This window comes from Gemmatimonadota bacterium (assembly GCA_041390125.1).
In the GTDB taxonomy this organism is placed as follows: domain Bacteria; phylum Gemmatimonadota; class Gemmatimonadetes; order Longimicrobiales; family Gaopeijiaceae; genus JAGQIF01.
Genome location: JAWKQN010000004.1, coordinates 19,580 through 32,737, shown reverse-complemented (window position 1 = coordinate 32,737; position 13,158 = coordinate 19,580). Strand labels below are relative to the sequence as shown.

12 protein-coding genes and 1 tRNA gene are annotated in these 13,158 nt (G+C 72.3%); all 13 read right to left on the bottom strand.

Annotated elements, in window-relative coordinates:
* Positions 1-59 precede the first annotated feature (59 nt).
* Positions 60-1,046 carry a flagellar motor protein MotB gene (locus tag R3E98_03465; protein ID MEZ4422441.1) on the bottom strand — a complete coding sequence of 329 codons (987 nt, stop codon included), beginning with the start codon at positions 1,044-1,046 and terminating at the stop codon, positions 60-62.
* Positions 1,043-1,819 carry a MotA/TolQ/ExbB proton channel family protein gene (locus R3E98_03460; protein ID MEZ4422440.1) on the bottom strand — a complete coding sequence of 259 codons (777 nt, stop codon included), beginning with the start codon at positions 1,817-1,819 and terminating at the stop codon, positions 1,043-1,045. Before R3E98_03460 ends, R3E98_03465 begins: the two co-directional genes overlap by 4 nt.
* Before the next feature lie 319 nt (positions 1,820-2,138).
* Positions 2,139-2,615 carry a c-type cytochrome domain-containing protein gene (locus R3E98_03455; protein ID MEZ4422439.1) on the bottom strand — a complete coding sequence of 159 codons (477 nt, stop codon included), beginning with the start codon at positions 2,613-2,615 and terminating at the stop codon, positions 2,139-2,141.
* 53 nt (positions 2,616-2,668) lie between these two features.
* Positions 2,669-2,752, bottom strand: a tRNA-Ser gene (locus R3E98_03450).
* Between the two features lie 202 nt (positions 2,753-2,954).
* The gene (purH, locus tag R3E98_03445) at positions 2,955-4,589 is read right to left on the bottom strand and encodes a bifunctional phosphoribosylaminoimidazolecarboxamide formyltransferase/IMP cyclohydrolase (protein MEZ4422438.1); all 1,635 of its coding nucleotides are present in this window, start codon (positions 4,587-4,589) and stop codon (positions 2,955-2,957) included.
* Positions 4,586-5,272 carry a phosphoribosylglycinamide formyltransferase gene (locus R3E98_03440; protein ID MEZ4422437.1) on the bottom strand — a complete coding sequence of 229 codons (687 nt, stop codon included), beginning with the start codon at positions 5,270-5,272 and terminating at the stop codon, positions 4,586-4,588. The genes purH and R3E98_03440 overlap by 4 nt, the downstream gene beginning before the upstream one ends.
* A complete protein-coding gene (locus tag R3E98_03435) occupies positions 5,269-5,919 on the bottom strand; it encodes an MBL fold metallo-hydrolase (protein MEZ4422436.1) in 651 nt (216 codons plus the stop codon). The genes R3E98_03440 and R3E98_03435 overlap by 4 nt, the downstream gene beginning before the upstream one ends.
* 76 nt (positions 5,920-5,995) lie before the next feature.
* Positions 5,996-6,328, bottom strand: a complete 333-nt coding sequence (locus R3E98_03430; protein ID MEZ4422435.1) for an iron-sulfur cluster assembly accessory protein — start codon at positions 6,326-6,328, stop codon at positions 5,996-5,998.
* 93 nt (positions 6,329-6,421) lie between these two features.
* Positions 6,422-7,816 carry an L-seryl-tRNA(Sec) selenium transferase gene (selA, locus tag R3E98_03425; GenBank protein ID MEZ4422434.1) on the bottom strand — a complete coding sequence of 465 codons (1,395 nt, stop codon included), beginning with the start codon at positions 7,814-7,816 and terminating at the stop codon, positions 6,422-6,424.
* Between the two features lie 4 nt (positions 7,817-7,820).
* Entirely contained in the window at positions 7,821-9,173 is a 1,353-nt protein-coding gene (locus R3E98_03420; protein ID MEZ4422433.1) for an Ig-like domain-containing protein, read from the bottom strand.
* Positions 9,170-11,926 carry a valine--tRNA ligase gene (locus R3E98_03415; GenBank protein ID MEZ4422432.1) on the bottom strand — a complete coding sequence of 919 codons (2,757 nt, stop codon included), beginning with the start codon at positions 11,924-11,926 and terminating at the stop codon, positions 9,170-9,172. The genes R3E98_03420 and R3E98_03415 overlap by 4 nt, the downstream gene beginning before the upstream one ends.
* Before the next feature lie 110 nt (positions 11,927-12,036).
* On the bottom strand, positions 12,037-12,255 hold the full coding sequence (locus R3E98_03410) for a hypothetical protein (GenBank protein MEZ4422431.1): 219 nt from the start codon (positions 12,253-12,255) through the stop codon (positions 12,037-12,039).
* Positions 12,256-12,328: 73 nt separating this feature from the next.
* Positions 12,329-13,093, bottom strand: a complete 765-nt coding sequence (locus R3E98_03405) for a hypothetical protein (GenBank protein MEZ4422430.1) — start codon at positions 13,091-13,093, stop codon at positions 12,329-12,331.
* Positions 13,094-13,158: the final 65 nt, after the last annotated feature.

Sequence of the window (13,158 nt, the reverse complement as noted above, 5' to 3'; positions counted from 1 at the left end):
AGCGCACGCGCCGTGGAAGAGGGCCGGTCCGGGCGCGGGCGCGCCTGGGGCGCGGGTGCTCAGCCCGTCGGGGGCGCCTCGGCCGGAGGCACGTCGGCAGGGGCCTCTTCGGACGCCGCCGCTTCGGCCGCCGGGGCGGCCTGGTCGTCCAGCAGACCGCGCTCCCGCATGATGTCCTCGATCGCCTGACGCGAATAGAACAGCTCCACCCGGCGATTCTGGGAGCGTCCTTCCTCCGTGTCGTTGGGTGCGAGCGGACGGTACTCCCCGTAGGCCTCGACCGTCAGCGAAGCGGGCTCGTGTCCGGCCGCGACCATCAAGCGGGCCACCCCCGCCGCGCGCGCCGCCGACAGCTCCCAGTTGGAGAAGAAGACGGGGGAGCGGATGGGCCGATCGTCCGTATGTCCGGAGACGACCACCGGCACCTGGATCGCCTGGAGGATCATCCCCAGCCGCTGCACGATCTCGACGCTGGCTTCCTCGATGTTGGACGATCCGGGCCGGAACAGGGCCACGTCCTGGATGCGCAGGTAGACGCCGTTCGCGTCCGACGACACGACGACCTGATCGGCCATCTCGTTCTCCTGCACGAACTGCTGGAGCACGCTGGCGATGTCGGTGATGGCCTGGCTCACCTTCCGGGCGCCGGCCTCCCCCACGACGATGGTGGTATCCGACGGGGTCCCGGCCGTCGGCTCCGACGGCGCGAATCCCGGCCCGATCTCGCCGAACGCTTCGTTGAGCGACTCCGCCGCGGCCTTGAACTTCTCCACTTCGATGGTCGACATGGAGAACAGCAGGATGAAGAACGTGAGCAGGAGACTCATCAGGTCCCCGAACGTCATGACCCACGCCGGCGCACCCTCTTCGGGCGGGGGACCGGAAGGGCCGTCGTCGGGCAGCGGTGGGAGCTCTTCGACCGCCTTGCCCTTGGCGGGAGGTGGCGCGGGCGCGGGAGGCGGTGGAGCGGCCGCGGGCGGCCCCGGTGCCGATGCGTCCCGGGTCTCCGGCTCGGTGCCGGCGGTCGCGGTCCCGCCCGGGGTCACGCCTGGCCTTCCAGGGCGGTATCGAGGTCGGAGCGCTCGGGCATGAAGGCCTTGAACTTCTCACGCATGAGGACGATCGAATCCTCCTTGCGCAGCGCCATCATCCCCACGAACGCGAGCTGGAGTTGCACCATCTCCACGTTCAGGCGCCGGTCCAGCTTCGTCACCATCGGCAGGAAGATCAGGTTGGCGAGGAGGGCGCCGTAGAGGGTGGTGAGCAGCGCCACCGCCATCTTGGGACCGATGCTCGCAGGATCGTCGAGGGTGGCCAGCATCTGCACCAGACCGATCAGGGTGCCCACCATCCCGAAGGCGGGTGCGAACTTCGCGGCCTCGTTGAAGATCTTCTGCCCGGTGAGATGACGCTCCTGGATGGCCTTGCGCTCGGTGGCCAGGATCTCCTGCAGGGCGCCGGCGTCGGTCGCGTCGGCCACCAGCAGCAGCCCTTTCGCGACCGCTTCGCTCGGAGCCTTCTCCGCCAGCCCCTCGAGCGCGAGCAGTCCGTCCTTGCCGACGGCTTTGCGGCACTCGATGAGGAACTGCATCAGGGCGATCATCTCGTGCTTGGGGCTCTTGAAGACGCGCCCGAGCACCTTGCCCACCATCTTGAGCTCGCCGCCGGGGAAGGCGATGAAGACCGCGGCGATGGTACCGCCGACGACGATCAGTACGGACGGGACGTCGATGAAGGCACCGATCCCCGACCCGAGCATGATGGCGGCGAGCACGAGGCCCGCGCCGGCGACGAGGCCGCCGAGACTTCCGATGTCCACGCTGGACCGCTCCCCCTTCCTGGACGGCCGGGACGACACCACCCGGCGGGCGCCGGGCATCACCCCCGTGCACCGTCAGTATCGGCAGTGCTCGCACGGGGTTTGAGCGGGTGCTGCGGCCGGGTGGGCGGGAGGATGCGAAGGGGTTGATGCGGGGGGATGGCGCTCGGGAGGAGGCCGGATCATCGATCGGAAGGGCGGGCGGAAGGACCCGCCAGGCGTCACTCGACCCGCCCCGGAGCGGAACGACCTGTGGGCCGCCCGCCGGCGCGGCCACCCCGGGCGGGAGGGCCGTCCGACCCTCCCGCCCGGGCCATCGTCAGTTGTTCTGGGCGCCCTCGTTCACCCAGGTGCGCAACACCTCGAGCTTCTCCGCCGGGAAGGGCTCCTCGGCGTCCTTGGGCATGTCCCCGTCCACGATCATCTGGATGAGGAGGCTCTCATCGGCGTTGCCGGCCTCCACGACCGTACCCCAGGTCGAGCCCTGCATGAGCGTCTCGTGCGAGGTGAGGTCGAGCCCCTCCTCGAGCTGCTTCTCGCCGTCCTTCACGTCGCCGTGGCACTGCGTGCAGTACTGCTTGAGGATCGGCATGACGTCGTTGGCGAAGCTGACCGCCCGGTGTGCCTCGGGCGCCGGGGTGGCGGCTACGGCGTCCGCGTCACGGCCGGGAACGGCCGCGACGAGCGCCAGGCCGAGCCCCGCCAGGACGGCGCTCATCCCGAGCCCCCGCAGGTGCTCTCGAAGTCTGGATCCGGCCGAAGCCGCGGCCGGGGCCTGCACGGGCACTCGCTGCATCTCTTCCTCCATTGGAATCCACGTCGTCATGTCGGTCGGGCGCGGCCCGACAGCGGAGCGGGTGGGATTCGAACCCACATGCCCTTGCGGGCGCCGGTTTTCAAGACCGGTTCCTTAGCCAGTTCGGACACCGCTCCAGGCCGGCCAATGTAGGGGCCCCGCCCCTCCGCTCAAGGCTGCTACACCGGAAGCTGGAGGTTCGTCCCCCTCGGAGGGAGCCGAACCGGCGAGGCGCCCCGGACCGGGCCTGCCATCCGGGCCCCCGCTCCGGACCGATGCCGCGGGGGCGGCGGGCCGGGCACCCCCGAGGCTGGGTCGGGGGATCGGCGCCCCACCGACCTAGTGCCGGAACAGCCGGCGGCCGGTGAACACCATGGCGATCCCATGCTCGTTCGCGGCCGCGATCACCTCCTCGTCGCGGACGGAGCCCCCCGGCTCCACGATCGCCGACACACCGGCGGCGGCCGCGGCGTCCACGCCGTCGCGGAAGGGGAAGAAGGCGTCCGACGCCAGGGCGGAGCCCTGAAGCGGGAGCCCGGCCTCCCCGGCCTTCCAGACCGCCAGCCGCGAGGAGTCGACCCGGCTCATCTGGCCGGCACCGATCCCGAGGGTGGCCCCATCCCTGGCGAAGACGATCGCGTTGGACTTCACGGCGTAGACCGCGGCCCAGGCGAAGCGCAGGTCGCGCTCCTCGGCGGCCGTGGGCGCACGCTCGCTCACGACCCGCCACTCCCCACCGTTCCCCTCGGGCCAGGGCGGGAGTGGGGAGCGCTGGCGCAGGACGCCGCCGTACACGGTGCGGTACTGATCGGCGGCCGCCCCCAGCCCCGGCCCGAGCAGGAACCGCGCGGCCCGCGCGCCACCGGGGAGGGCCGCCAGCCCGGCCGGCAGCTCCAAGGAGACGTCCGCCGTCTCCGGCATACGGATCAAGCGCACGTTCTTCTTGCGGGTGAGGATCTCCAGCGCACCGGGATCGAAATCCGGCGCGATGAGGCACTCGACGAACAACCCGCTGATCGCGGTGGCCGCCTCGGCGTCCACCACCCGGTTGACGGCGATCACGGAGCCGAAGGCGCTCACGGGGTCGGTGCGGAGTGCGCGCCCGTAGGCCCCGCTCAGCGAGGTGTCCTGGGCGATGCCGCAGGGGGTCGTGTGCTTGACGATCACCACCGTCGGCGCCTCCGAGAGCGCAAACGGGGCGAGCGCCAGCAGCGCGCCGTCGAGGTCGAGGTAGTTGTTGTACGAGAGCTCCTTGCCGTGGAGCTGCTCGATCGCCGCCAATCCCCCGCCTCCGGCCCGCGCGTAGAAGGCCGCCGGCTGATCCGGGTTCTCACCGTAGCGGAGCGCGCGATGACCCTGCATGTGCAGCGTGTCGGCGTCTTCGGCGTTCCCGTCGCCGAGGAAGCCCGCGATGGCGGCATCATACGCGCTCGTGTGCGCGAAGACCTTGGCGGCCAGCCGCCGACGCAGGTCGGGATGCTCCCCGCCTTCGTCCAGCGCCGACAGGACCACGGCGTAGTCGGAGGGATCGACGATCACCCACACGTCCGCGTGGCTCTTTGCCGCGGCCCGGATCATGGTCGGTCCGCCGATGTCCACCTTCTCCATGGCCGCGGGGACGCCTACGTCGCCCTGGGCGACGGTCTCCCGGAACGGATAGAGGTTCACGGCCACCAGGTCGATGGGGCGGTACCCGTGCGTGTCGAGGGCCGCCATGTCGTCCGGGCGGTCCCGGCGCGCGAGCAGGCCGGCGTGGACGGCCGGGTGGAGGGTCTTCACCCGGCCATCCAACATCTCGGGATGCCCCGTGACCGCGGATACGCTGAGCACCGGCACGCCGGCCGCCTCGATCGCCTTGGCGGTTCCACCGGTCGACAGGATCTCCCATCCTCGCTCGTGCAACGCTGCCGCCAGGAGCTCGATGCCGCGCTTGTCGGAGACGCTGAGGAGGGCGCGTCGGGGGGTGTCGTTCATGTGCAGCTCGTTCGCATCAGGGTCGAAGGATCGGAAACTCCGGTCGGCGCCACGGCGAGCCAGGCGCCCGACCAGTCGAGCGGGGTGACGGGGCGGCCTCCGGAGAGGGCGTGACACACGTGGTCCAGCACCAGCGGATACAGGGCACGCTCGGCACTCTGGACCCGCCCGCGCAACGACGCGACCTCGTCCCCCGCGAGCACCGGAACCGGCCATTGCGCGAGCGGCCGTCCGCGATCGTACTCCGCGTTGACCAGGTGCACCGTCGGTCCCGTGAGCCGCGCGCCCGCCGCCAGCACGGCCCGATGCACGTGGTCGCCGTACATCCCCTTTCCCCCGAAGGCCGGCAGGAGCGCGGGGTGCACATTGAGCATGCGATCGGGGAACGCCTCCACGAGTGCGGCTGGAACGAGTCGCAGATAGCCCGCCAGCGCAACCACGTCGGCACCCCGGACGCGCAGGTGCGCGAGGGTCTCCTCCGCCACCTCCGCGTCGGGGCGGCCGGTGACCGGGATCACGCACGCGTCGATGCCTGCCGCGCGTGCCCGATCCAGCGCGTGCGCGTCCGGCCGGTCCGAGACGAGCGTCACCACCTCCCACCCGGGTCGGTGGTCCTGGACGTGGTCCAGGAGAGCCTGGAAGGTCGTGCCGCTGCCGGACGCCAGCACGGCGACCCTGATCACGCGCGCTCGCCTCCGTACTGCGGGATGAGGAACGGGTTGGAGACGCGCTCGTGACGCACGGTGGTCTCGGGCCCGTGGCCGGGCAGCAGGCGCGTGTCGTCCGGCAGCCCGAGGACCTCACGCCGGATGGACGCCATCAGCGTGTGGAAGTCGCCGCCCGGGAGATCCGTCCGTCCGATCGAGCCCAGGAAGACCACGTCGCCCACGAGGGCCCATTGCTCGGCCGGTGCGTGGAACAGCACATGGCCCGGCGCATGCCCGGGCACGTGGCGGACGTGGAGCTCCAGCTCCCCGGGCAGCGTGAGCACCTGTCCGTGGTGCAGGTCCGTCTGCACGGTGGGCAACGTGCCCAGCTCCACGCCGAACGCCGCTGCCTGCGCCGGGGCGGCGTGGTAGAGCGGCAGGTCGTCGGGGTGGAGGCGGACCGGGAGGGGCGCGTGGTCCGCAAGGAGCGGCAGGCCCTCGACGTGGTCGATGTGGGCGTGGGTCAGCAGCACGGCGTCGAGCGGGAGCCCGCGGTCCTCCACCGCGCGCAGCGCCCGGGGCGTGGCCCAGCCGGGGTCGACCAGGGTTGCGCGCCCGCCGGAGATCACCAGGTACGTGTTCTCCGCGAACGGCCCACCCTCGAAGCGGAGCACGTCCGTCATGCGAGGGGTCCCAACGACCGAGCGGTCCGCGGACGCGCTTCCACGGACCGCTCGCTGTCTTCCTGCCCGAAGCCGCTCAAACGGTGAAGGAGGAGCCGCAGCCACACCCGCCGGTGGCGTTCGGGTTCTTGAAGGTGAATCCCGAGCCCATCATCCCGGTGACGTAGTCGATCTCCACGCCCTCCAGGTACTGCGCGCTGAAGGGATCCACGAACACCTTCACCCCGGAACGGTCGAGGATCTCGTCGTCCTCTTCCGGCCCGTCCTCGATGTTCAGACCGTACTGGAAGCCGGAGCAGCCGCCGGGCAGGACCGCGACCCTGAGGCCCGCGCCACCCGTGCCGCCATGCTCTTCCAGGAACTTCTCGACCGTCTTGACGGCGGTCGGTGTCAACGTCAGCTCCGCCATGCGTCCTCCTGAGCGCCCCTGTATGGCCGGGGTCCATTCCTGGTACCCCCGGCGCGTCCATCGGGTTCGGACGACAGGGGGCACGAGGCGAAGCTAATCCGGGGTCGGAAACGAGGTCAACGCCGTGCGCAGGGCCCCGACCAACGGCCCGTCCTGCTCGGGCAGGATGGTGCGGAGGTCCAGAAGCACCGCCCCCTCCTCCACGCGCGCCACCACGGCGGGCTCGCCGAGTCGGAGCCGGGCGGACAGGGCATCGCCACCCGGCACCCGCAGCACGCGGGTCGGCAGGGTGGCGCCCGGCAGGGTGCCGCCGCCCACCACGGAGGCCCCCGCCTCCACCCCGATCGCGACCGGAAGGTCGGCCAGCGCGCGGGCCACCGCCCGGGCCCGCGCCTCCAGGCGCGCCTCGGGCAGGGCGATCATGCGCAGGGCGGGGATCTCTTCCCAGGCGCGTCCGGGATCGCGGTAGGCGGCCAGCGTGGCCTCCAGGGCCGCCAGGGTCAGGCGGTCCGCCCGCACGGCCCGGGCCAGCGGATGACGGCGGGCCAGCGCGACCGCCTCGTCCCACCCGGCCAGCACCCCGGCCTGGGGACCGCCCAGCAGCTTGTCCCCCGAGAAGACCGTCAACGCCGCGCCGGACCGGACCGACGCCTGGACGGTGGGCTCGTCGGGCAGACCGTGGGATGTCAGGTCGACCAGCAGACCGGTCCCGAGGTCGTGGACCACCGGGATCCCCCGCGCGGCTGCCAACGCCACCAGGTCCTCCGGCGCCACCTCCTCGGTGAACCCGGACATCCGGAAGTTCGAGCGATGCACCTTGAGCACGGCCCCCACGCCCGGCGGCTCGAGGGCGCGCATGTAGTCCGCCAGACGGGTGCGGTTGGTGGTGCCGACCTCGTGGAGACGCAGCCCGGCTGCTTCCACCACGTCCGGGATCCGGAACCGGCCGCCGATCTCGATCAGCTCCCCGCGCGAGACCACCACCCGACCGCCGCGCGCCACGGACGCGAGCGCGAGCACGAGCGCCGCGGCGGCGTTGTTGACGACGAGGGCGGATTCCGCCCCGGTCACCTCGGTCAGGTGGGCCTCCGCACGGAGGCCCCGATGCCCGCGCTCCCCCCGGTCCAGGTCGAACTCCAGCGTGCAATAGCTGCGGGCGATCCCGGCCACCGCCTCGGCGGCACCGGACGAGAGGACGGCCCGCCCCAGGTTCGTGTGCAGCACCACGCCGGTCGCGTTGAGGACCGGCAGGAGTCCGCGCCGCCGCTCGGCCGCCATGTCGGTCTCCACGCGCTGCCGCCAGCCGGCCGCGTCCGTGGGCAGCGGAAGCCGCGCGTCGCCGCGGCGGGCATGGTCGAGGACGCGCCGGATGTGCCGCACGACGTCGGCCGTCGGCGTGACGGCGAGCAACGGGGCGAAGGCGTCCGAGTGCAGCAGGCGATCCACCGCGGGGAGGTGGCGACGCGGATCCGAGGAAGGCTGCGCCACGGCCTCAGCGCTCCGGGAGGGAGCGGACGCGCACGCGTGCCCGGGGCGTTCGCGGAGGGGTGGAAGGGATACGCGCAGCCCGACCCGAACCCAGCGACGGAGTCGACGCGGACCCGACCCTGCCCCGGGCGATCCCCGTCGTGTCCGGCCGCAGGCTGTCCGGCACGCTGAGCGTGTCCCCGGGCGGCACCACCGTGTCCGCGGGAGCTTCCCACACGACCGTCTCCTCGCCGCCACCCAGCGGGATGCGGTGGATATTCACGACCCCGCTCACCTCCACCGTCAGCGGCACGTCCACCGGTAGCGGCCGATCCAGCAGCACCACGATGGACTGCCCGGGACGGGGCTCGTCGGGGGGGACGGCACCGGGCGGCTGGGCCACACCCGGCGCCACCGGCACACGCGGGGGGAGCGGACGGGCGGCGACGGTGTCTCCCAGGGTATCCGCCGCGGCCGCCTGCTCCCGCAGCAGCGCCTCATACTGATGGGGGTGGAGCACGCGTTGCATGTTCGGCAGCGTATCCGCAATCGGACCCTCCGCGGGAGTGAAGCGGAGCCGCACGGTGTTCAGCGGGAGGTCGGGATCGAGGTAGTCGTCGAATTCGAGCGCCAGCGTGGCCGAATCCCGCACCTCGATCCCGGTGAGCCGCGCCGCGGTCGAATCGCCCTCCAGCACGGCCAGCGTATAGATCACGGTGTCGGCGCCACTGTTCAGGAGCGCCGTGGTCTGGGCCTGCGCCTCCGAGAAATCGATCTCGGCGTCGCGGTCGCGATCCTCGAACGCGCGCAGGCGGTACCGCCCCGGGGGCAGGTAGCGCAGCGCGAAGATCCCGTTGCGATCGCTGCGCGTCGGATACACGGACGCGCCGCTCTCGTCCACAGCATCCACGCGCACCTCGCGCGGCTGTCCGGTGATACGGTCCGTGACCGTTCCCGCCACGACGGTGGGGACCGGCTCGGGGCCGGTCGAGAACACCAGCTCGAACGGATCGCGCATCGAGTTGCCGAAGAGATCCTGGATCGCCGGGCGCACCGTCACGCGGTAGACGTGACCGGGGGGGAACCCACCGGGCGCCCGGATCTCGAGCCCCGTGCGGGTGTGCTCCACCAGCACGTCCTCGAGCTCCGGAGAGACGACGACGGCGTCGTCGAGGGACCCTCCGCCGCCGCGCTCGCTGATGCGCTCGTTGAAGCGGATCACGACCGGGTCCTCCCAGCCGTCCGGCACCACCGCGAACGGGGCCGGGCGGGTCTCCACCACGATGGGGGGGATCCGGTCCGGGGGACCTCCCGGAATGGCGCCCTGACGGGCGCACGCGGCGCCCGCCAGGGCCAGCAGCCACACCCGGCGTCTCATCGGCTCGTCAGCGCCCTCCGCTTCTGTTCCAGCGTCTCGGCCTGCTCACGGAAACGCGCTTCCTTCTCGCGCTCCTTGGCCACCACGTCCGCCGGTGCCCGCTCCACGAACGCCGCGTTCGCGAGCTTGGCTTCGGTTTGCGCGTGCTGCGCCCGCAACCGCTCGATCTCGGTCGCGAGCCGCTCCCGCTCGCGGTCCAGGTCGATGAGGCCCTCCAGCGGCACGAACACCTCGGTGCCGTCGGTGAGGACCGCGCTGGCCCCGACACCCGCGACGGCGCCGTGGGTGAGCGACCCGATGCCGCCGATGCGCGCCAACGCCTCCGCTTCGCGCTCGAGGTGGCCGATGTGCACGGCGGCCCGCTCCCCGTCCAGGCGCACCGGCACGGTCTGGCCCTCCGGCACGCCGTATTCCTTGCGCAGGCTGCGGACGGTCACGACCAGCTCCTGCAGCTGCGCGAAACGGGCCTCCGCGTCCGCATCCCGCCAGGTGGCTTCGGGCTCGGGCCACCGGGCGACGATCAAGGCGCCCCGCCCTTCCCCGCCGGCCGCGGGCAGGCGGCCCCACAGCGCCTCCGTCACGAAGGGGATGAGCGGGTGCAGCAGCCGCAGCGCGCCGTCCAGCACCTGCACCAGGGTCGCGCGGGCCGCCTCCCGGCTGGCGGCGTCGGCCTCCGGCTTGAGCCGCGGCTTGATGAGCTCCAGGTACCAGTCGGCGATGTCGCCCCAGAAGAAGTGGTACGCGAGGTCGGCGACCTCCTTGAGACGGAACCGCTCGAGCCCTTCTCCGATCGCGGCGGCGGCGCTCTGCAGGCGCGAGAGGATCCAGCGGTCGGCCGCCTCGAGGTCGCCGGCCACGTCCTCCACGCGGAGCACCGGCTCGTCACCGAGGTTGAGCAGCGCGAACCGCCCGGCGTTCCACACCTTGTTGGCGAAGTTGCGGCCGGGCGCGAACGAGCCCTCGACGTCCTCGTGGTCCAGGTAGATGTCGGTGCCCACCGCCGCGGAGCTCACCAGCGTGAAGCGCAGCGCATCCGCCCCGAACGCGTCGACCACCTCGAGCGGATCGATGCCGTTGCCGAGGGACTTGGACATCTTGCGACCCTGCTTGTCGCGCACCGTGCCGTGCAGGTACACCGAGGTGAAGGGCGCCTCACCCAGGAAGGCGTATCCGGCCATGATCATGCGCGCCACCCAGAAGAACAGGATCTCCGGGGCGGTCACGAGTGTGCTGCCCGGATAGAAGGCGCGCAGGTCCTCCGTCCGCTCCGGCCATCCCAAGGTGGAGAACGGCCAGAGCCACGAGCTGAACCACGTGTCCAGCACGTCCGGATCCTGACGGAGGGCTCCGCTGCCGCAGTGCTCGCACGCGGTGGGCGCGTCCACCGCGACGGTCATGCCGGCGCAGTCGTCGCAGTACCACACGGGGATCCGGTGTCCCCACCAGAGCTGCCGGGAGATGCACCAGTCGCGGATGTTCTCCATCCAGTGCTCGTACACCTTCTGCCACCGCTCGGGCGTGAAGGTGATGGTGCCGTCGCGCGACGCGGCCAGCGCCGGCTCCGCCAGGGGCTTCATGCGCACGAACCACTGCTCGGACAGACGCGGCTCCACCACCGTGTGGCAACGGTAGCAGTGCGGCACCGCGTGCGTGTGCGGCTCCGACCCCGCGAACAACCCCTCGGCGGTGAGCGCCTCCACCACGCGCGTGCGCGCCTCGAAGCGGTCCAACCCCCGGAACGGCTCGGGCACGCGCTCGTTCATGTGCCCGTCCGGGGTCATCACGTCCAGCAGCTCCGCTCCCGTGCGCTGCGCGATCTCGAAGTCGTTGAGGTCGTGCGCGGGCGTCACCTTGACCATCCCGGTGCCGAACTCGGGGTCCACTGCCTCGTCGGCCACCACCGGGATGGTACGGCCCGTCAGCGGCAGCTCCACCCGTGCTCCGGCCAGCGCGCGGTAGCGGTCGTCCCCGGGATACACCGCCACGGCGGTGTCGCCCAGCATGGTCTCCGGCCGCGTGGTGGACACCGTCAGGGCCCAGCGACCGTCCTCCAGCCGGCTGACGGCACCGGCCCCCGCGGCCGCGGCCTGCTCGGCGCGCGCGGCGTCCTCGGGCGCGAAGGGATAGCGCAGGTGGTAGAGCCGACCTTCGGTCTCCTCGGCCTCCGCCTCCTCGTTGGACAGCGCGGTCAGGCAGCGCGGACACCAGTTGATGATGTACTCGCCGCGATAGATCAGGCCGCGTTCGTACAACTCCACGAACACCGTGCGCACGGCGCGCGAGAGCCCGTCGTCCAGCGTGAAGCGCGTACGGGTCCAGTCGCAACTGCACCCGATGGCCCGGAGCTGGTCCAGGATGCGTCCCCCGGTCTCGTCCACGAAGGACCACACGCGCTCCACGAACGCGTCGCGGCCCAGGTCGTCACGGGTCTGCCCCTCGGCGCGCAGCTGGCGCTCTACCACGTTCTGCGTGGCGATGCCGGCGTGATCCGTGCCGGGAACCCACAGCGTGGGCCGGCCGGTCATGCGTTGCCAGCGGATGAGCACGTCCTGGATGGTGTTGTTCAGGCCGTGTCCCATGTGCAGCACGGCCGTCACGTTCGGCGGCGGGATGACGATCACGTAGGGACGGTCCCCGGCGTCCCGGTCCACCGCGTCGGCGGGCACGTGGAAGTGGCCGTCCGCCTCCCAGGCGGTGTAGATCGGGCCCTCGATCGCCTTGGGCTCGAGGCGCTTGGGCAGTTCCTGCGACACGGTGCTGGCTCCGATGCTGTGGAGGCGGACGCTCCGGGTCCGCTGCGGGGGCGCGCCTTGCGGAGGGACGAGCCCGGCGGCGGGACCGCCCGGGGCTGGGAGGCGAAACTCTAGACGATCCAGAGACGGTTGACCACCCCGACCACGCCCTCGGCCGACTCGACGGCGCGCTCGATGCGCTCCGCCCGCCCCCGGCTGTCGACCTCGCCCACGAGCTCGTAGAAGCCTTCGCCGAGGTCGAGGATCTCCACGCCCGCGTCGTCCCCCGCGATGCGCGCCCGCAGCTCGTCCGGGGTGGGTGCCAGCGGGACGCGCCGCGTCAACAGCACGGCCAGGGCTCCGGCCGCGACGCCGACCGCCAGGAAGGCGAGCGACGGGCCGAGCAGCGCGGTTCCGCGCGGCTCAGCGACGCGAACCCGTCGTATCCGGGCGCGCAGCGCGCGCCTCCTCTCGCTCGCGGTCCTTGCGCGCGCGGATCGCCTTGGCCCGCTCCTCCCAGCTCTGCCAGACCCGGGCGCGCCCGGCCTGACGCTCGATGGCGTCGTACTCCTGGAGTCGCTGGTCGAGCGCCCGGTTCACGCCGGGCGGCGGGCCGAAGTTGAGCGGAAGCGGCAACGTCAGGCTCCCCAGGTGCAGCTTTCCGGGTGAGACGCCCCACTTGTTGCCGTCGGCGTCCGTGTGCGTCCAGTCGAGCGCCTCTTCGGCCGCCCGTGCCTCGGCGGCCATCGCCTCGTTCCACTCCGTGAGCGCCCAGCGCATCCGCAACTCGGCCTTCTCGTGGTCGCTGAGCTCGGTGAGGGCGGGGTCCACGCCCCGCCAGATCAGGGAGTCCTCGGCCTGGGGGCGGAGGATCTCGGCGGCCGAGCGCCCGGCCCGGCCCGGTTCGACGAGTCCGGGGCGACCCGCGCCCTCGTCCCGGGGCGCCCCCGGCAGGACGGGCCGCACCGATTCCTCCAGCTCCCGGATCTCCTCCGGGCGTTCGGGGGCCTCGACGTCGCCCTCGGCGATCTCGGAGATCACCACGACCCGGGTGCCGGCCGCCTCGCCCGACGTCTCGATGGTCCCCGGCAGCGTCACCCCGCCCACGTCGGGACGCCCCAGCCAGGGGTAGATGAGCACCGCCGCGACGTGGAGGAGGGCCGAGATCCCGATGGAGACCCAGAACACGCGGTTCCGCCGGTCCCGTCCACGCAGGGCGGGCGAGGGGGAGGCGGACGCGTGGCGGGCCGGGT